Source organism: Ensifer sp. LBL (assembly GCF_050435225.1).
Lineage (GTDB): Bacteria > Pseudomonadota > Alphaproteobacteria > Rhizobiales > Rhizobiaceae > Ensifer.
In genome coordinates this window covers 830663-849559 of the sequence record NZ_JBNDJY010000001.1, presented here as the reverse complement: position 1 = coordinate 849559, position 18897 = coordinate 830663, and the positions used below count along the sequence as shown (strand labels likewise).

Here is an 18897-nt window from a genome sequence, read left to right as displayed (position 1 = left end):
CCTACAGATACCCCTACGAGCCTTACGCCCCCATCATCAACCAGATCGGCTTTATGACACAGCAGAATTCCGCCCTCGACGGCTCCTATGTCGAGGTCGCCAACCTGGTCGTCAACACGTCGAGCGGCGGCGGAGCGGGTCTCGTCGAAAACTCGGACTTCGGCGAGCGCGGATCGGAAATGACGCTGACCTTCGAGCAGTTCGAGGTCTACAAGGACGTCGTCGTGTCCTTCAATTTTTCGGTGAACGGCGAGGCGCCCAGCACCCATTCCTTCGACCGCAACCAGGTGAACGCGCTGCTGGGCAAGGATACCGGCAAGATCGAGACGGTGGACGAGATGGTGACGGTGCTTCAGTCGCTCATCACCCGGCCCAACACCATCATTCAGAACAATGGCTCAGGCGGCATCCTGATAAAGTCCGATCCGGCCTTCGATCGGAAATCCGGTGCCGGGACCGGTATCGGCTTCACCAATATCGAGGTGAACATCGAGCCGATCGCCCGCAGAAACTTTCTTGATGTCGATATCGCCGCAAACCCGCAATCGGTCGATTCCTATCTGCAATACATAGAAATCGTCATGCAGCGGACCATCGACGGTGCCGCAGCACTCGGTTCGTTGTTGTCCCGCATCGACATGCAGTCGAGCTTCGCGCAAACGCTGATGGCGACGATCGACAAGGGTGTCGGGCGTCTGGTGGATGCCGACATGAACGAGACGTCGACACGATTGAAAGCCCTGCAGTCGCAGGAACAACTCGGCATCCAGGCTCTGCAGATCGCCAATTCCGACGCGCAGAACATTCTGCAGCTTTTCCGTTGAGGAAAGAAGCAGCGGTCGATTGGGAGGGGATTGCGCGGTCCTTTGTCCGGACCTTGGCTTCGACTGACCCCGAAGCCTAGCGCAGGCGAGACCCACCGGCTGTCACCTGCGTTACAGGCGTGTCGCAGCTTCTGCCTATTCTGGCGCCCGGGAGGACCTGAGCGGCGCAGTTCGTCGCCGCACAATTTAGGCCACGACATCCGGGAAAAAAAACGGGGGCGTGGCCGGGTCAACGAGGATCAGACATGCGTAAACTTGCGACACTCTCTCTGGCAGCTTTGGTGACTGCGACGGTCGCCGCGGGCGGCGTCGCTCCGGCATTTGCCGGCGGAAGCTACTACAAGGGCGTATCGACAACGCCCATCAACGAAGGCCACAAGAGCGAGAAGTACAATCCTGAGGCCAAGGTCGTGAACCGCCCGCCGCCGCGCAACGGCGCCTACTACAAGGGCATCATGCGCAAGTAGTGCGGTATCCCTGGGGCGTGCGTGGCCAAGCGGCCTCTTGCCCGTCGCGCTTCCCGGTATAACCTGCGAAAAGAAACGAGGGCGCCAGCGGCGCCCTTTTGTATTTTAAAGCAGAACGTGGTTGAGGATGTCGCTTTCGCTGACCACCAGGTTCGGCAGGTGCCCCTTGCGAAGATAGTGCTTGCGGTCGCTGTCAACAGTGACGAAGACGGCCGTGCGGGCAATTTCCTCCGGCGTGAGTTCCGTCGTGCCGGGAACGACGGCGAGATGGGAGCGCAGGCCAAGATCGCGCAACAGCTCTTCGATCGCTCCATAGTCGTCGACGCCGTGAAGCACCAGACGATCGATCTCGGCCACCGCGTTCGTATGCCACATCACCGTCTGCAGGGCGACCATGAGTGGCAGAACGCCCTTTGACCGCTGCAGTTCGGGATGGTGTTCGAAGCCGCCGAGCATCAGACGGGTATAAAGCTCATAGGCTCGGATGTAGTCCTTCTTCGCGATCCACATGCGCAGCGCAACCGTCATGCGCAGCATGGTGAAATCCCGCACCTGCGCATCGAGATAGGCCCGACGCTCGGGCGTCAGCCGCACGGCGCCGCGCTTGGCGCCGGAATAGAGGAAATATTCAAGGCCGCCGCGGTAGCTGTCCCAGGCGGTGAGCACGTCGGCATGGCCGGCCTGCGGCCGGTCGCGAGCAATCTTCGAGCGGGTGACCTGTCGATAGAACGGCTTTCTCAGGAAGGCGACGGCGCCCTGCTCCAGGAAATGGGCGAGATAGGCGAAGGCCCAATAGGCGAAGTTCCTGGGTACCCAGGCCGATCGAAGCGCCGACGCCCGGTAGATGCCGATTTCCGGAAACACGTGTCGTTCGCAGAGAAAGTCGAACACCTCCTCGAATGCGCGCTTCTTGAACTTCGTGTCCTTGTCGACGATGTAGAACGGCGGATCGTCACGCTCTTCGACTTCGTCATGCGTGTACCAGGGGGCGTAGCAGGCGGTGACTTCCGGGTTGAGATCCAGGTAGCGGATCGCCTCGCGCAAGCCGTCGTTGATCAGGATGTCGTCGTCGGCAAGGTAGAGCACATATTCGCCGGTCGCGCGGCTGAAGGCGCTGACGACGTTTGCGCCGGAACCGTAGTTTTCCGCCTGCCTGAGATAACGAATCGGCAAGCCCTTGGCGATGAAGCGCTCGGCCACGTCGCGCGTATCGTCCGTCGACGCGTTGTCGGAGATGATGATCTCGTACTTGTAGGAGAATTGGTAAAGGTCGACGAAATAGGCGAGCGCCTTTTCGAGAAACGCCGCGCGATTGTAGGTTGGAATGCAAATGCTCAGCTTAACCTGGCTCACGCGCCTCTCCATGGTGCTCATTTCGCGCGATTTCTCGTCGCTCGGACGTTGCCCGTTGCCCGCATTGCCAGCCCTGGAGCTGCCGCAAGACGCGGGGAAACCGCGCATGCAGGGAACTTCCCCTGCCCATTCGTTATTCAGTGTCGATCTTGTGTGAGCCTTGTCTTGGATAGGGGATGCCCGACCTCTCTCGGCATCACTCGAATTAACGCTTTGTTAACCATGCGGGCGCACTCTCGGATCAGGCTCACGCCGCTCCTCGTCCGACGGATCTAAGCGGCGGACGGGATACGCCGTCGCGGTCGTTCCGATGGTGCCGAGGTAAGGGTGTACGATATGGCAGAGCACATGATGAAAATGCTGATGAGCATCATGGCGGCGTTGTCGTTCGGCTCGCTGCTCTTTCTCGTGGCCATCCTTTAGGGCTGGCCACCTTCTAACGCCGCGGCGTCCTTCGACGTCCGTCAGGGGTAGAGGTAGAATTCGTCCCAGCTCTCGTGCGGCACCAACTCGCCGATCTTGTATTCGAAAGACAGGACATCCAGGTGCTCGGCGTCGGTGCGGCACTTGAACTTCAGCTTGTACCATTCCCCCTTGCTGCGGAACACGGCGCCCGGCGCCTTCATCTTGTCTTCCTTCACGACCGGTTCGGCGAAGGTATAGGCAATCACCTTGTCCGGTTTGAAGCTCGACTTGTCGGCGTTGATGCGCTCCATCGCTTCGGTGTCGCAGCGCTGCTCCAGGCGGGTCTGGGGGTCGAGCTTTTCGAACTGGCGTACCAGGGACTGATCCATCGCCAGCGCCGGGGAAAACGTGGCGGCGAAGATGAGCGGGTACGCGAGTAGCTTCATGCTTGACGGACTCCTGGCAACGGAAGGACGGACCCAGCAAATCACTGCCGGGACGCGCCAGCGGTTTCAGTTAAGCTTTGTGGCCATTCCAAGGCAGGCCGCGTATCCGAAACGGCAAACTACGTTTCGGATACGTCGATCCACTCGGCGCCGGTCAGTTCGGCGATGCGGGTTGGGCTGATGTGCACAGCCGCGTTGGTGGCGCCGGCGGCCGGCACGACGATGTCGTAGGCCTTGAGCGACATGTCGCAATAGATGCTGTGCGGCTTGGCAAGACCGAATGGGCAGACGCCGCCGACCGGATGGCCGGTTTCGGCCTCCACCTCGTCGAAGCCGAGCATGCGCGCCTTTGTGCCGAAGCGGGCTTTGTATTTCTTGTTGTCGAGGCGGGCGTCGCCGCGCGTGACGATCAGGATCACGTCGTCTCCGACGCGAAGCGCCAGCGTCTTGGCAATTTGCGCCGGCTCGACACCATGGCCCTCGGCCGCAAGCGCGACCGTTGCGGTGCTTTGCTGAAGCTCGATGACGTCGATGTCGGGGGCATGCTCTGAGAAGAAGTCTTTGACGGAGGTCAGGCTCATGGCGAACAGTTCACGTAATTAAAAGGCAATGGCGGTCGGCTGCGGCACGAAGAGCGCTATGGTTCTTCGTGCCGGCGTGCAAATCTCTCAGTCGTCGTTGGAGGCGTCAAGGTCTTCCGGACGCAGACCTTCCTGTTGCGGTGGCAGGTAGCCATGATTGGTGAACCAGTTTTCGAGGATCGCGATGATCGCCTGATCCCGTGTCTGCATTCCCGGGTGATCGGCAATGAACGACTTCAACGCCGTTTCGATCTTGTCGGTATAAAGCGCGTTCATGCTCGCCTCCGTCTGGCTAAATGCGATGTCCCGTCCGGCAGATCACAGTGCTACAGCGCCCTTCGCGCGTCCAGATGGAACGGCGCGGGGATGTGCCGGGCGCGATGGGTACTGCCGTCGGCGATGGGTCAGGCCTGTTTGACGATGCGGATCAGCACCAGAAGGATGACGGCGCCGATCGTCGCGTGCAGGATCGCCGAGAGGATGCCGGTTCCCAGGCTGATGCCGATCGCCGGGAAGAGGAAGCCGGCGATGAAGGCGCCGATGATGCCGACGACCATATTGCCGATGAGGCCGAAACCGCCGCCCTTGACGATGAGCCCGGCGAGCCAGCCGGCGACCGCGCCGACGATCAGGAAGACGAGAATGCTTTCAATGCCCATGAACGGGTCCCTTTCCGTTTGGATCTCCAAGGGAAAGATAGATCAGGAATTGAAATCAGATAGGGGGCAATTTCATCGCGCAGCGATTTTTTGAGCGGTCGAGCGCAGGATGAGCGGAACCGGGCCTCAAATGGCAGCCCGGTGCCGCTTGGTTCAGGGTCAGACGATGCCGCCGCCACCGCCGGCAACGGCCGGGCGCTCAGCAGCGACTTTCGCGCGGTAGCCGCTCTTGCGGTAGGTCGCAACAGGTGCAATTGCGCCGCCGCTGTCGAGCCGCGCCATTGCGAGGATCGGCTCGACATCGGTGCGGAAGGCTACCTTCAGCGTCTCGCTCGCCATCAGCGCATCGTTGTCGTCCTGGTAGCCTGCGAGCGCCGGGCGGTCGACGATCAGCGCCTGGGCATAGGCGCGGCAAACCTCGGTGGCGCTCGTCATCAGGCTTTCGATCGGGTCGGTGACGTTGTGGCTCTGGTCGAGCATGTGCGCCGGTTGGAACCCTTTGGCCTTGCGGGTCTCCGCATCGACGAGTTCGTTGAAGACGAGGAACAGCCGGTAGGGATCGATCGAGCCGGTGTCGAGATCGTCGTCACCGTACTTCGAATCGTTGAAGTGGAAGCCGCCGAGCTTGCCGAACTGGATGAGGCGGGCGACGATCATCTCGATGTTGACGTTGGGAGCATGGTGGCCGAGATCGACGAGGCAGAAGGCCTTGGGGCCGAGTTCCTGGGCGATCAGATAGTTGCTGCCCCAGTCCTGGACAACCGTCGAGTAGAAGGCCGGCTCGAACATCTTGTGCTCGGTGTAGACGCGCCAATCCTCCGGCAGCGCCGCATAGACCGCTTTCATCGCATCGAGATAACGCTCGAAAGCGCGGGTGAAGTTGCTCTGGCCGGGGAAGTTGGAGCCGTCGCCAACCCAGACCGTCAGCGCCTTGGAGCCGAGCTGCCGGCCGATCTCGATGCATTCGAGATTGTGCTCCACCGCTTGGGCGCGCGTGGCGGCGTCGGCATGCGACAGCGAGCCGAATTTGTAGGAATGTTCCTGGCCCGGCGCATCGGAGAAGGTGTTGGAATTCATTGCATCGAAGCTGAGGCCGAGCGACGTGCCCTTTTCTCTCAGTTCGGAAATGTCGTTCACCTTGTCCCAGGGGATATGCAGCGAAACGGTCGGCGTTGCCCGCGTCAATTGCTGGATGACGGCGCAATCCTCGAGCTTGTCGAAGATGTTGCGCGGCTCGCCCTTGCCGGGGAAGCGGGCAAAGCGCGTGCCGCCGGTGCCGACACCCCAGGAGGGAACGGCAACGCCGTAGGCGGCGACCTTGCGCTTGATCTCGTCGATCGCGATGCCGCGCCGGCTGAGCCTCTCGCCGAGGCTCTCATAATCCCGGCGAAGTGCGCTGAGCCGGCTTTCGTTCTCGGCCTCGACCGTCGCCTGGCTGATCATGGTGGTCGTCATGAAACTCTCCTTGATCAGCGGGTAAATGACTGGGCGTTGCCCGCGTCGACATTGATGATGTTGCCGGTCGATTTCGCCGACATGTCGGAGGAAAGGAAATAGATCGCCTCGGCGATATCCTCGGGGAACACGCTGAGTTTCAGCATCGAGCGTTCGCGATAATGCGCCTCGAGGTCGTCTACATCCATCTTGTAGGCGGCGGCGCGCTGTTCCTTCCACTCGCCGGTCCAGATCTTCGAGCCGCGCAGCACCGCGTCCGGATTGACGACGTTGACGCGGATCTGTGCGGCAGCGCCTTCGAGCGCCAGGCAGCGGGCGAGGTGGATCTCCGCCGCCTTGGCGGTGCAATAGGCGGATGCGCCGGGGGAGGCGGCCAAGCCGTTCTTGGAGGCGACGAAGACGACGTTGCCGCCGGCCTTCTGCCGGCGGAAGATGCGGAAGGCTTCTCGCGAGACGAGGAAATAGCCTGTCGTCAGGATGTCGATGTTCTTGGTCCAGAGCGCCAGCGTCGTGTCTTCGATCGCGGCAGACGAGGCGAGGCCGGCATTGGAAACGAGGATATCGAGACCGCCGAAGGCAAGCAGCGCGTCGGCAAAGCCGCCCTCGACCGCCACCTCGCTGGTGACGTTCATGCTGACGGAGCGGACGAAATCCTTGCCGTAGCGCTTGGACAGTTCGCCCTCGGCCGCCGCAAGCGCCGTCTCATCGATATCGGCGAGCACGACGCAGGCGCCCTCCTGTATCAGCCGGTTGGCCGTCGCCTTGCCGATACCGCCGGCGCCGCCGGTGACGAGCGCGATCCGGCCGGCGAGGCTCTTCGGCTTCGGCATGCGCTGGAGCTTTGCTTCCTCAAGCAGCCAGTATTCGATGTCGAAGGCTTCCTGTTCCGGCAGACCGACATAGGTTGAGACGCCGGAGGCGCCGCGCATGACGTTGATGGCGTTGACATAGAACTCGCCGGAGATGCGGGCGGTCGCCTTGTCCTTGGCAAAAGTGATCATGCCGACGCCGGGCACGAGATAGACCACTGCATTCGGATCGCGCATCGCCGGGCTGTCGGCATGTTTGCAGCGCTCGTAATAGGCGGCGTAGTCGGCGCGGTAAGCCGCGATCGTGTCGGGAAGTGCCGCCAACGTCTTGTCGACATCGGGGCTAGCCGGGTCGAAATCGACCACCAGCGGCCGGATCTTGGTGCGCAGGAAGTGGTCGGGGCAGCTCGTGCCGAGGGCGGCCAGCGGCTTCAGATCCTTCGACGTGACGAAATCGAGCACGGCCTGGCTGTCGTCGAAATGGCCGACCTTCTTCTCGTCGGCGCTGATCAGGCCGCGGATGACCGGCATCAGCTTGCGCGCCACGTCGGCGCGGGCGGCCGCGTCGAGCACCGGCTTCACTGCGCCGCCAAAGGCAGGCTCGGTGTTCTCGGCCTCGAACCAGGCGATTGCCTTGTTGATGATCTCGACCGTGGTCTCATAGGCTTCCTTCGCCGTGTCGCCCCAGGTGAAGAGGCCATGGCTTTCGAGCACGACACCGCGCGCCCGGGGATTTTCCAGGCAGAATTTTTCAAGCCACAGGCCGAGTTCGTAGCCCGGGCGCTTCCAGGGCAGCCAGCCGATGTCGTCGCCAAAAATCTTTGCCGTCAGGTCACGGCTGTTCTTGGCAGCGGCAATCGCGATGATCGCGTCGGGGTGCATATGGTCGACATGCTTCTTCGGCACATAGGCATGCAGGGGCGTATCGATCGAGGCGGCGCGCGGATTGAGGTTGAAGGTGCAATGCGGCAGGTAGCCGACCATCTCGTCTTCGAACGCGACGCCGCGATAGATCGACTTCAGCGCGTTGAGCTTGTCCATATAAAGCGTGGCAAAGCCGTCGAGCTTGATCGTGCCGACATCGCCGCCCGAACCCTTAACCCAGAGAACCTCGACCGTGCCGCCCCCAAGCGGATCCTTCTCCATCACCTTGGCCGAGGTGTTGCCGCCGCCGTAATTGGTGATGCGCTTGTCGGAGCCGAGCAGGTTGGAGCGATAGAGCAGGCGCTCGGATTCGCTCATGCCGGCAGCCTTTGCCTCGTCCCAAAGGTTTGCAAGTCGCGCACCCTGCTGCTTGTCGAGCATCTCGATTTCCTCCCGGTCTGATGTCGCGCGGCTTGGCGACCGCGCAGAGATGTGGTTGGCATCAGATCACAGGACTTGAGCGTTAAAGTCAATCAAAAACGATCAAGTTCGCGCATACTGCGCTGCACAATGAAAAAATATGATTGTTTGTGATTGACAATGGTCGATCGTGATGGAAGCATGAACGCCATCGGAGGAACGCATGCACGAGAAAGAAAGACACCGGATCATTCAGTCGGCGGTTCAGGAAAAACCCGTCGTCACCGTCCAGGAACTGGTCGATCTGACCGATAGTTCCGAGGCGACGATCCGGCGCGATATTGCAGCCCTCCACGTGCAGAAGAAGCTGCGCCGGGTGCGCGGCGGCGCCGAGGCGATCAATCCGCCGCAATTCGTCGGGCTCGCCGGCCGACCGTTCAAGGTTAACGAGGGTCTGCATGCCCGCGAGAAGCAGGCGATCGCCAAGGAAGCGGTGGCGCTTTGCGAGGACGGCGAACCGATCATCATCAATGGTGGGACCACCACCTTTCAGATGGTGCATTTCCTCAGCAATCGGCGGATGCAGGTTTTCACCAATTCCTTCCCGATAGCCGAGCATCTTCTGAAACACTCGAAGAATACGGTGATGCTGTCGGGCGGCACGATCTACCGCGAGCAGAACATCATCCTCAGCCCCTTCGACAATGACGTGACGCGTAATTTCTATGCGCGCCGCATGTTCATGGGGGCGCAGGGCCTCGGCCCGCTCGGCCTGATGGAGGCGGATCCGCTGTTGATCCAGGCGGAGCAGAAACTGATCGACCAGGCCGACGAACTCGTCGTGTTGGTCGACTCCTCGAAATTTCACAAGCGTTCCAGCCTGATCCTGTGCGGATTGAAGCGGATCGCCACTGTCATCACGGATTCGGGCATCGAGGACAGGCATGCCGCGATGCTCGAAAATGCCGGCGTGCGGCTGGTCGTTGCCAGCTCGAGAGCCGGCGCAGATGCGGAGAACATGTCCTCGTCCGCCTGAGGCAGGCGAGGAGAGGGGAAGGTGACGCTCACGACCGGAGGGGCCGGGGCATCGCCAATGGAGGAAATCGCGCCGGTGACGCTTGTCGCGTGCCGGTCATTGGGAGGAAATGAGCATGAAGATCCTGAAGTCACTGATGGTCACGGCCGCCGTTTCGCTGGCGCTGATGGCCAATGCCGCGCATGCGGAAAACAAGAAGATCGCGCTCGTAGTCAAGGCGCTCGGCATCGGCTTCTTCGAAGCCGCCAACAAGGGCGCGCAGGAAGCTGCCAAGGAGCTGGGCGACGTCGAGGTGATCTACACCGGCCCGACGACGACGACCGCCGAAGGCCAGATCGAGGTGATCAACTCGCTGATCGCCCAGAAGGTTGATGCCATCGCCGTTTCCGCCAACGACACCGATGCCCTCGTTCCGGCGCTGAAGAAGGCGATGGATCGCGGCATCAAGGTCATCTCCTGGGATTCGGGCGTCGCCAAGGATGGCCGCCTGATGCACCTCAACCCGTCGTCGAGCCCGCTGATCGGCAACATGATCATCAAGCTCGCCGCCGACAACCTGCCTGAAGGCGGCGACGTCGCAGTGCTGTCGGCAACGGCGACCTCGACCAACCAGAACACCTGGATCGCCGAGATGAAGAAGGTTGAGGGCAACTACAAGGGCATCAATGTCGTTGCGACCGTCTACGGCGACGATCTCGCCGACAAGTCCTACCGCGAAACGCAAGGCCTTATTCAGTCCTATCCTAACCTGAAGGCGATCATCGCGCCGACGTCGGTCGGCATCGTCGCAGCCGCACAGGCCGTCACGGACGCCGGCAAGATCGGCCAGATCAACGTCACCGGTCTCGGCCTTCCCTCGGAAATGGCGGGCCACGTGAAGTCGGGCGCCTCCAAGTCCTTCGCGATCTGGAACCCGATCGACCTCGGCTACTCCGCAACGATGATTGCCTACGACCTGATCAACGGTGCCGAAGCGAAGCCCGGTGCTGAACTGAAGATGGGCCGCATGGGCGCCGTCAAGCTCGACGACAACAACGAAGGCGCGATGGCCGACCCGTTCGTCTACGATGCCAAGAATGTCGAGGAATTCGCCAAGATCTTTTGATCCGGCGAAAGCCCCTCATCCGGCTGCCGGCACCTTCTCCCCGTTCGACGGGGAGAAGGGACAAGCGGCAACGGTTTGCCCCCTTCCCGACGAGGAGGGAGGCGTGCGGCATACTCGTTCCCTGTCTGCGTCAGCGGAGAGAGGGCAGGGTGAGGGGCATCCTCGCGCGGCGTAACCGTCGCCTCGACAAGCTTTGCATAATCGAAACGACTGAATGGTGGACTGTCTCTTGCTGCAGGATACGCTCACATCGCGGATGAAGCCCGCCATTGCGCTCGAGGGGATTTCGAAGTCCTTTCCCGGCGTGAAGGCGCTCTCCGATGTTTCGCTGGCGCTCTATCCAGGATCGGTGACCGCGCTGATCGGCGAAAACGGTGCCGGAAAGTCGACGCTCGTCAAGATCCTGACCGGAATCTACCAGCCGGACGAGGGCACGATCTCCGTCAGTGACCAGGAGGTTCATTTTCCGACGGCGCTTGCGGCCGCCCGCGCCGGCGTCACTGCCATTCACCAGGAAACCGTGCTCTTCGACGAGCTTTCGGTCGCCGAAAACATCTTTCTCGGCCACGCTCCGCGCAATCGCTTGGGACTGATCGACTGGAAGAAGCTCAATGCTGATGCACGTGCGCTGCTTGCGCGGGCCGGCGCCGATCTCGATCCGACCATCCGCCTGCGCGATCTCGGTATCGCCAAGAAACATCTGGTCGCGATCGCCCGCGCGCTGTCGATCGATGCGCAGGTGGTGATCATGGACGAGCCGACGGCGGCGCTGTCGCACAAGGAAATCCACGAGCTCTATGCCCTCGTCGAACGGCTGAAGGCAGACGGTAAGGCGATCCTGTTCATCAGCCACAAGTTCGATGAAATCTTCCGCATCGCCGACCGCTACACGGTGTTTCGCGACGGAACGATGGTCGATGAAGGGTTGATCGCCGATGTCAGCCAGGACGAACTGGTGCGCCTCATGGTTGGCCGCGCCGTCGGCTCGGTTTACCCGAAGAAGGACGTGGCGATCGGCGAACCGGTGTTGACCGTTTCGGGCTATCGCCATCCGACCGAGTTCGAGGATATCAACTTCGAGCTTCGCCGCGGCGAGATCCTCGGCTTCTACGGCCTGGTCGGCGCTGGCCGTTCCGAATTCATGCAGTCGCTGATCGGCGTCACCCGGCCGTCGGCCGGCGCCGTCCGGCTCGATGGCGAGGTGCTGGTGATCCGCAGCCCGTCCGAAGCGATCCGGGCTGGTATCGTCTATGTGCCGGAAGAGCGCGGCCGCCAGGGTGCGATCATCGGCCTGCCGATCTTCCAGAACGTCACTTTGCCGTCGCTGTCGCGCACCTCGCGCTCAGGCTTTCTGAAACTCGCCAACGAGTTCGCGCTCGCTCGCGAGTACACCGCGCGCCTCGACCTGCGCGCCGCCTCGCTCGATCAGGATGTCGGTACGCTTTCGGGCGGCAACCAGCAGAAGGTCGTCATCGCCAAGTGGCTGGCGACGAAGCCGAAGGTGATCATCCTCGACGAGCCGACCAAGGGCATCGACATCGGCTCCAAGGCCGCGGTCCACGCCTTCATGAGCGAACTGGCCGCACAGGGCCTCAGCGTCATCATGGTCTCCTCGGAAATCCCGGAGATCATGGGCATGTCTGATCGCGTCATCGTCATGCGCGAGGGGCGGATCGCCGGGCGCTTCGAGCGCGCGGATCTGACGGCGGAAAAGCTGGTGCGTGCCGCTGCCGGCATTCAGGAGGCCGCGTGATGGCAAACATCCTCAGGAACCGCGAACTGCTGCTGGTCGGTGCGATCGCCGTGCTGCTGGCGCTGATCACCTGGCGTTTCCCGCCCTTCGTCGCGCCCGCGAACCTCGCACGCGTCTATAACGACACGTCGATCCTGATCATTCTGGCGCTTGGCCAGATGGCGGTGATCCTGACACGCTGCATCGATCTTTCGATGGCCGCCAACCTCGCGCTCTCGGGCATGGTGGCGGCAATGCTGAACGCCGCCTTCCCGGGGCTGCCGATCCCGCTGATCATCCTTGCGGCGGTCGCGCTCGGCACGCTGCTCGGCATGATCAACGGCGCGCTCGTCTGGAAGCTCGACATTCCGCCGATCGTCGTAACCCTCGGCACGCTCACCATCTATCGCGGCATGATCTTTCTCCTGAGTGGCGGCAAGTGGATCAACGCCCACCAGATGAGCGACGCCTTCAAGGCCTTGCCGCGCGACGAACTCCTTGGTTTCCCGGTTCTCTCCTGGCTCTCGCTGGTGATGATCACGCTCGTCTTCCTGCTGATGAGCCGCACGGCGCTCGGGCGCGCCTTCTATGCCGTCGGCGGCAATCCGCATGCGGCCGTCTATACCGGCATCGATGTCGGCCGCACCCGCTTCTTCGCCTATTGCCTTTCGGGCGCACTCGCCGGGCTCTCGGGTTATCTCTGGGTGTCGCGTTATGCCGTCGCCTATGTCGATATCGCTGCCGGCTTCGAGCTCGACATCATCGCGGCCTGCGTCATCGGCGGCATATCGATCGCCGGCGGTATCGGCACGGTGGCAGGCGCGGTGCTCGGTGCGCTGTTCCTTGGCGTGATCAAGAACGCGCTACCGGTCATCAATATCTCGCCCTTCGCCCAGTTGGCGATTTCGGGCATGGTCATCATCATTGCCGTTGCCGTCAACGCCCGCGCCGAGCGGCGCAAGGGCCGCGTCATCTTGAGAAAGGCGGAGGCTGTCTGATGGCCGAGACCCACCTTACCCCACGGCATATTCCCGACCGGCTGGAAGGCCGCGGCGCGCGGTTGCTGAAGAGCTGGGAAAGCCTGCTGCTCGTGGTCGCCTGCCTCATCTTCCTCGGCAACTCGCTGGCCTCGCCCTATTTCCTCGACCCCTGGAACCTTTCGGACGCGACCTTCAACTTCACCGAAAAGGCGATGATTGCCTTCGCCATGGCGCTGGTGATCATTTCCGGCGAGATCGATCTGTCGGTAGCCTCGATCATCGCGCTCGCCTCGACGGCGATGGGCTATGCCGTGCAACTCGGCTTCGACACGCCGGCGCTGGTGGTGATCGGCCTCTCAGTCGGGCTCATTTGCGGGGCGATCAACGGCCTGCTGATCACCGGTCTCGGGCTGCCGTCGATCGTGGTGACGATCGGCACCATGAGCCTCTTTCGCGGTCTCTCCTTCATCATCCTCGGCGACCAGGCTTTCACCGGCTATCCCGACAGCTTCTCCTGGTTCGGCCAAGGCTATGTCTGGTGGGTGTTCTCCTTCGAGTTCACGCTCTTCATTGCCCTTGCGGTCGTCTATGGTGTTGTCCTGCACAAGACCAATTTCGGCCGTGCGGTCTATGCCATCGGCAACAACCAGACGGCAGCACTCTTCTCCGGCATCCGCGTTGCGCGCATCAAGTTCATCCTGTTCCTTTTGACCGGGCTGATGGCCGGGCTTGCCTCGATTTGCCTGACTTCGCGGCTCGGCTCGACGCGCCCATCGATCGCGCTCGGCTGGGAGCTGGAAGTGGTGACGATGGTGGTGCTTGGCGGTGTCAATATTCTCGGCGGCTCCGGCACCATCCCCGGCGTCGTGCTGGCCGCCCTGATCATGGGCATGGTGACCTTCGGCTTCGGTCTGCTCAACGTGCCGGGCATCGTCATGTCGATCTTCATCGGCCTGCTGTTGATCTCGGTGATCGCGCTCCCCATTCTCTGGCGGCGCGCGCGCCAGCGTCTCGCACATTGAGGATCCGATGGAAAAATACGCCTTCCGCATGCGCCTGAACCCGGGCATGGCCGCCGAATATAAGGCACGGCACGATGCCATCTGGCCGGAACTGGCCGCCCTGCTGAAGGAGGCCCGCGTCTCCGACTACTCCATCCATCTGGACGAGGAGACCGATCTGCTTTTCGGCGTGCTCTGGCGCACGGACGACCATCGCATGGCCGAGCTGCCGTCCCATCCCATCATGCAGAGATGGTGGGCGCATATGGCTGATATCATGGAAACCAAGGCCGACAACGAGCCGGTCGCGGTGCCGCTCAAGACCGTCTTTCATATGGAATGATCGCATGCGGGTTGTTGGCGTTATCGATATCGGCAAGACCAATGCCAAGGTTGCGGCAGTCGATCTCGACCGTTTCGAGGAGATCGCCGTCCGCAAGACGGCGAATGCGGTGCTGACCGATAGTCCCTATCCGCATTTCGATGTCGAGCATCTCTGGGCTTTCCTGCTCGAAAGCCTCGCAGCACTCCATGCCGAACACGCCTTCGAGGCGATCTCGATCACCACCCATGGCGCGACCGCCGTCGTGCTCGATGCATCAGGCAATCTGGCGCTTCCGGTGCTTGACTATGAGCACGCCGGCCCCGACAGCCTCGCCGCCGAGTATGATCAAGTCAGGCCGCCCTTTTCCGAGACCGGCTCTGCGCGTCTGCCGATGGGGCTCAATGTCGGCGCACAACTCTACTGGCAGCAGAAGACATTTCCCGACGCCTTCGTCAGGGTCGCCTCGATTCTCACCTATGCGCAATATTGGACCTATCGGCTGACCGGCACGCTCTGCAACGAACTGACCTCGCTCGGCTGCCACACCGATCTCTGGAACCCGCGCGCCGGCACGTTCTCGTCGTTGGTCGAAAGCCAGGGGTGGGAGCCCCTTTTCGCACCGGTGCTGAAGGCGAGCGATATCGCCGGTGCTCTGCGGCCGGAGCTCTGTGCTGCAACGGGCATCGCATCAGGGACCCCGGTCTATTGCGGCATTCACGATTCCAACGCCTCGCTGTTGCCGCATCTCCTGACGCGGGCCGCGCCCTTCTCGGTGGTCTCCACCGGCACCTGGGTGGTGATGCTCGCGGTCGGCGCCGAGGCGAGGGCGCTCGACGAACACCGCGACACGCTTGTAAACGTCAACGCGCTTGGCGATCCCGTACCCTCCGCCCGTTTCATGGGCGGCCGCGCCTTCCAGCTTCTGTTGGGGGCGGGGGCGGCGGTTCCCGTGTCGCCGGAGACGGAAGAGGCTGTGGCCAAGGCCGGCCACATGTTGCTGCCGTCCATTCCCGAGGGGTCCGGTCCCTTTCCGGCTGCAAAGGCGATCTGGACGACGGACGAAGAGGAGCTTGATCCCGCCGAACGTTTCGTCGTCGTCTCGTTCCACCTGGCGCTGATGACGGCCACCTGTCTCGGCCTGATCGGAGCCCGCGGCGACATCGTCGTCGAGGGGCCCTTTGCTTCCAATGGGACCTATCTGCGCATGCTTGCTGCCGCGACCGGCCGGCCGGTCTTTGCCGATCCCCACAATATCACGGGGACAAGCCTCGGTGCTGCGTGTCTCGTTAAGGGATCCGCGGTCAGGACCGGGGTCGAGCCGCTTGTGGGCGAGATCGCGGAGAGCCTCGCCACCTATGCGCAGGCATGGCAAAAGGCGACGCAGGACCATGCGGGCAAAGAAAAGCGGCCGTAGAACATCCGTTCCCGGCCGCAGAGATGCCTGGTTGTGTCAGTAAGAGACGGGCTGAAGCCCGATCAAAACACAGAACTGCGCTTTGCCGATCGGTTGTGCTCGATGTTGAGAACGATCGATACTGCCATCATTGTCAGGATTGCTGTGAGTGCGGCGCCAATGCCAAGAACAATCATTGTTCGTTTCCTGTAAGCGCATCGTCATGATGTCGCTTTGCGTGATGCGAAGGTTTCTTCGCGCATGCAGCGCCCACTTCACTTTCGCTTCGATACGCGAGCGCAAGTCGAAGTACAATTCTAAACTCTTGTGATTGAGAACCTGTTGGTTTCGCGGGTGTTTATTACAGTTTTGTTGCAGCGCAAAAATAGCACCCAAAAACACCCTGTGAATTTTAGTGATTCCGATTAGAGGCGAGGGACCGTTAACCTTCAAGCAAGGAATTAACCATAAACATGGTCCCACACGTCGGAATGGGATAATTCACAAGTCTCCTCAAGGCATGATGCCGCCCCGCCGTACCGGTTCCGGTCCGGTATCCATTCTTCACCGAATTTACTTGCGGGATGAACGACAGCAGACGCGTTTCGGCGGAGGCTGATCTCATCGATGTGGCGTGCACGTCCGGTGGACCGTGGCCCTCCCTGATGCTCCCCAGGCAAGTTCCGAACGTGCACACCGGGGATCAGCGTTGAGGCAGGAAGCATCGTCAGAACAGGCAAAAAAGGGCCAGGCAGGCAGCCTGCTGGAGCGCCTGCGCTTTGCCGGGCTCGATGACGAGAGCTGCAACCGCGTCCGCGATCACAGGCAAAAGCTTTCTCCCCGGATCGATCAGGCGCTTCGCGACCTCTTCCAGCGCCTCCAGACCTACCCTGACGCGGCCCGCCATTTCGACAGCGACCGCCAGATCGATCGCCTCCAGGATCTTCAGTCGTCGCACTGGAACGTGCTGACCGACGCACGCTTTGACGGGCTCTATGCCGAGCGCATCAAGGTGCTCGCAGACACCGCAAGCCGCATGGGCCTCGACCCGCGCTGGCAGATGGCAAGCCATGCCGTCGTACTCGAACATCTCATCGTCGGGCTCATCGAGGATGCCTGGCCAAGGTCCTTCCTACCGATGGGCAAGGCGCGCCGCCGCGAACTCTGCGAGCTGGTTGCCGCTCTGGTGCGCACGACCTTCGTCGACAGCGAGATCGGCGTTTCGCTCCGCTTCAACGCTCTCCGCCAGCAGCATCAGCGGCAGCTCGCCGAGCAGCGCAGCGCCGACGAACTGGAGGTCAAGGCGCTTTTCAGCGACTTTGCCGAAGGCGTGAGCCAGGGCGATCTCGGCGCGCGGCTGCCGGAAACGGCCGTCGAAGCCTACCAGCCGATCGTCGCGAGCCTGAATGCGGCGCTCGAACAGATCCAGCAAAGCCTTCAGGCGTCCGATCAGCGCAACCAGGCCGCCGGGGCCTTGGTCGACCGCATGCGCGACGGCGCGACCGCCTTCTCGGGCAAGGCGAGCGCTGAAGCCGAAGCACTTTCCGGGCAGCTTGCCATGCTCTCAGACATGGCCGGACGCATGGCGACCGGCTCGGGCCGGATCAGCGCTACGGAAACGAAGACCAACGAGACCCGCATCGCGGTCGAGCGCAGCGGCGAGATCGCCGGCCAGGCGATCACCGCCATGGCCGACATCGAGGCGTCGGCCGAAAAGATCGGCCAGATCATCGGCGTCATCGACGAGATCGCCTTCCAGACCAACCTTCTGGCGCTCAACGCCGGCATCGAAGCGGCGCGCGCCGGCGACAGCGGTCGCGGCTTTGCCGTCGTTGCCCAGGAAGTACGCGCGCTGGCGCAGCGCTCCGGCGAAGCGGCGCGCGAAATCAAGCAGCTTGTTTCCGGCACCAAGGCGCAGGTCGAGACCGGCGTCGAGATCGTCGGCCGCACCCAGGACGCAATCAGCAGCATTGTCGAGCAGGTGACGTCGATCAATTCCGCCGTATCCGGCATCGCCCGCGAGGCGGAGCAGCAGGTCGGCGACCTCCGCGGCGTTGCCAGCGAAATCGGCACGATCTCCAGGGGCGTCGAGGCAAGTGCCGCGCTCGCTGGCGATACCGTCCGCTCGTCGGACGATCTTCACACAGTCATCGTCGAACTCGGCGAGACCATCCGTCAGTTCCGCCTGGAGCGCCGCCATCCGGTTGCGCCGGCACGCACCGGTCGCGAGCCCTTCCGTCACGCATCGGCCGCCGTTGCCGACGAGCCGGCCGCACCGCTGTTTGACGACGGGCTGCAGCGGCAGCTCGCCGGTTGGCAGCGCTGATTATTAGGGCAGTAGAGAGTTAGCAGTCGAGGAAGACAGGAATGGCCAGCAAGAAGACCGCTCAGAAGACGCTTAGCCTCGCTCCGGTTTTGGACCTGAACGAGGCGACGGCACTGCACGAGAAGCTGCTCGCGCTCAAGGGCAGCGACATCGTGATCGACGCTTCCGCGGTCGAGCGGGTCGGGACGCTTTGTGTCCAGGTGCTGATGGCCGGCGCCAAGACCTGGGAAGAGGATCATTTGTCTTTCACCTTCAGCAAGGTGTCGGACGCTTTCGACAAAACGACACAGCTCATCGGGGTCGAGATCGACCACCTGATGGCAAAGGAGATTTGAGAAATGAAAAAGCGAGTTCTGACGGTCGACGACTCCCGGACGATCCGAAACATGCTGCTGGTCACGCTGAACAATGCCGGTTTCGAAACGATCCAGGCCGAAGACGGCGTCGAGGGCCTTGAGGTCCTGGAGGAAGCCAATCCGGACGTGATCGTCACCGACATCAACATGCCGCGTCTCGACGGCTTCGGCTTCATCGAAGGCGTGCGCAAGAACGATCGCTACCGCGCCATTCCGATCCTGGTGCTGACCACCGAAAGCGATGCGGAAAAGAAGAACCGCGCGCGTCAGGCGGGTGCAACCGGCTGGATCGTCAAGCCGTTCGACCCGACCAAACTCATCGATGCAATCGAGCGCGTAACGGCCTGAAGTCCGGGGATA

At 62.1% G+C, this 18897-nt stretch carries 20 protein-coding genes; 12 read left to right on the top strand and 8 right to left on the bottom strand.

Annotation, left to right across the window (positions count from 1 at the left end; all coding sequences use genetic code 11):
- The first annotated feature begins 53 nt into the window (after window positions 1-53).
- Together OKW20_RS04110 and OKW20_RS04105 are read left to right on the top strand one after the other, a co-directional pair.
- Window positions 54-824 (top strand): flagellin, encoded by a 771-nt coding sequence (locus OKW20_RS04110; protein WP_429171141.1) that lies wholly within the window; start codon window positions 54-56, stop codon window positions 822-824.
- Between the two features lie 245 nt (window positions 825-1069).
- The gene (locus OKW20_RS04105) at window positions 1070-1291 is read left to right on the top strand and encodes a hypothetical protein (protein ID WP_429112346.1); all 222 of its coding nucleotides are present in this window, start codon (window positions 1070-1072) and stop codon (window positions 1289-1291) included.
- 105 nt (window positions 1292-1396) lie between these two features.
- Here the strand turns inward: OKW20_RS04105 and OKW20_RS04100 are convergent, their stop codons facing one another.
- The 7 genes from OKW20_RS04100 to OKW20_RS04070 all read right to left on the bottom strand — a co-directional run bounded on the left by OKW20_RS04100 (window position 1397) and on the right by OKW20_RS04070 (window position 8304).
- Window positions 1397-2644, bottom strand: a complete 1248-nt coding sequence (locus OKW20_RS04100) for a glycosyltransferase family 2 protein (protein WP_429112348.1) — start codon at window positions 2642-2644, stop codon at window positions 1397-1399.
- 464 nt (window positions 2645-3108) lie between these two features.
- The gene (locus OKW20_RS04095) at window positions 3109-3495 is read right to left on the bottom strand and encodes a DUF930 domain-containing protein (RefSeq protein ID WP_402323362.1); all 387 of its coding nucleotides are present in this window, start codon (window positions 3493-3495) and stop codon (window positions 3109-3111) included.
- Window positions 3496-3614: 119 nt separating this feature from the next.
- Window positions 3615-4076 carry a YbaK/EbsC family protein gene (locus tag OKW20_RS04090; protein ID WP_043613094.1) on the bottom strand — a complete coding sequence of 154 codons (462 nt, stop codon included), beginning with the start codon at window positions 4074-4076 and terminating at the stop codon, window positions 3615-3617.
- An 87-nt stretch (window positions 4077-4163) separates the two neighbouring features.
- Window positions 4164-4352, bottom strand: coding sequence for a hypothetical protein (locus tag OKW20_RS04085; RefSeq protein ID WP_034796970.1), 189 nt, complete (start codon window positions 4350-4352; stop codon window positions 4164-4166).
- A 128-nt stretch (window positions 4353-4480) separates the two neighbouring features.
- Window positions 4481-4735: a GlsB/YeaQ/YmgE family stress response membrane protein gene (locus tag OKW20_RS04080; protein ID WP_034796969.1), complete on the bottom strand. Its 255-nt coding sequence runs from the start codon at window positions 4733-4735 to the stop codon at window positions 4481-4483.
- A 159-nt stretch (window positions 4736-4894) separates the two neighbouring features.
- On the bottom strand, window positions 4895-6190 hold the full coding sequence (gene rhaI, locus OKW20_RS04075; RefSeq protein ID WP_429170322.1) for an L-rhamnose catabolism isomerase: 1296 nt from the start codon (window positions 6188-6190) through the stop codon (window positions 4895-4897).
- A 14-nt stretch (window positions 6191-6204) separates the two neighbouring features.
- Window positions 6205-8304 carry a bifunctional rhamnulose-1-phosphate aldolase/short-chain dehydrogenase gene (locus OKW20_RS04070; protein WP_429170320.1) on the bottom strand — a complete coding sequence of 700 codons (2100 nt, stop codon included), beginning with the start codon at window positions 8302-8304 and terminating at the stop codon, window positions 6205-6207.
- 202 nt (window positions 8305-8506) lie between these two features.
- Between OKW20_RS04070 and OKW20_RS04065 the strand changes: the two genes are divergently transcribed.
- The 7 genes from OKW20_RS04065 (at window position 8507) to OKW20_RS04035 (ending at window position 15876) form a co-directional block, all read left to right on the top strand.
- Window positions 8507-9319, top strand: a complete 813-nt coding sequence (locus OKW20_RS04065) for a DeoR/GlpR family DNA-binding transcription regulator (protein WP_065774466.1) — start codon at window positions 8507-8509, stop codon at window positions 9317-9319.
- A gap of 115 nt (window positions 9320-9434) precedes the next feature.
- Window positions 9435-10424, top strand: coding sequence for a rhamnose ABC transporter substrate-binding protein (gene rhaS, locus OKW20_RS04060; protein WP_043613083.1), 990 nt, complete (start codon window positions 9435-9437; stop codon window positions 10422-10424).
- A gap of 256 nt (window positions 10425-10680) precedes the next feature.
- A complete protein-coding gene (locus OKW20_RS04055) occupies window positions 10681-12177 on the top strand; it encodes a sugar ABC transporter ATP-binding protein (protein ID WP_043613189.1) in 1497 nt (498 codons plus the stop codon).
- The gene (locus OKW20_RS04050; protein WP_429170316.1) at window positions 12174-13154 is read left to right on the top strand and encodes an ABC transporter permease; all 981 of its coding nucleotides are present in this window, start codon (window positions 12174-12176) and stop codon (window positions 13152-13154) included. Before OKW20_RS04055 ends, OKW20_RS04050 begins: the two co-directional genes overlap by 4 nt.
- Window positions 13154-14158 (top strand): ABC transporter permease, encoded by a 1005-nt coding sequence (locus OKW20_RS04045; protein ID WP_429170314.1) that lies wholly within the window; start codon window positions 13154-13156, stop codon window positions 14156-14158. The genes OKW20_RS04050 and OKW20_RS04045 overlap by 1 nt, the downstream gene beginning before the upstream one ends.
- Before the next feature lie 7 nt (window positions 14159-14165).
- Entirely contained in the window at window positions 14166-14480 is a 315-nt protein-coding gene (rhaM, locus tag OKW20_RS04040) for an L-rhamnose mutarotase (protein ID WP_429170311.1), read from the top strand.
- Window positions 14481-14484: 4 nt separating this feature from the next.
- Window positions 14485-15876 carry an FGGY-family carbohydrate kinase gene (locus OKW20_RS04035; RefSeq protein WP_429170309.1) on the top strand — a complete coding sequence of 464 codons (1392 nt, stop codon included), beginning with the start codon at window positions 14485-14487 and terminating at the stop codon, window positions 15874-15876.
- Window positions 15877-15912: 36 nt separating this feature from the next.
- On the opposite strand, the gene OKW20_RS04030 is transcribed toward OKW20_RS04035, so the two are convergent.
- Window positions 15913-16170, bottom strand: a complete 258-nt coding sequence (locus OKW20_RS04030; protein WP_429170307.1) for a hypothetical protein — start codon at window positions 16168-16170, stop codon at window positions 15913-15915.
- Between the two features lie 394 nt (window positions 16171-16564).
- On the opposite strand from OKW20_RS04030, the gene OKW20_RS04025 reads away from it, so the two are divergent.
- Genes OKW20_RS04025 through OKW20_RS04015 form a run of 3 tightly spaced genes read left to right on the top strand, consistent with a single transcriptional unit; the run spans window position 16565 to window position 18885 of the window.
- The gene (locus tag OKW20_RS04025) at window positions 16565-18181 is read left to right on the top strand and encodes a globin-coupled sensor protein (protein WP_429170304.1); all 1617 of its coding nucleotides are present in this window, start codon (window positions 16565-16567) and stop codon (window positions 18179-18181) included.
- A 41-nt stretch (window positions 18182-18222) separates the two neighbouring features.
- Window positions 18223-18516, top strand: a complete 294-nt coding sequence (locus OKW20_RS04020) for an STAS domain-containing protein (RefSeq protein ID WP_043613068.1) — start codon at window positions 18223-18225, stop codon at window positions 18514-18516.
- 3 nt (window positions 18517-18519) lie between these two features.
- Entirely contained in the window at window positions 18520-18885 is a 366-nt protein-coding gene (locus OKW20_RS04015) for a response regulator (RefSeq protein ID WP_025425897.1), read from the top strand.
- Window positions 18886-18897: the final 12 nt, after the last annotated feature.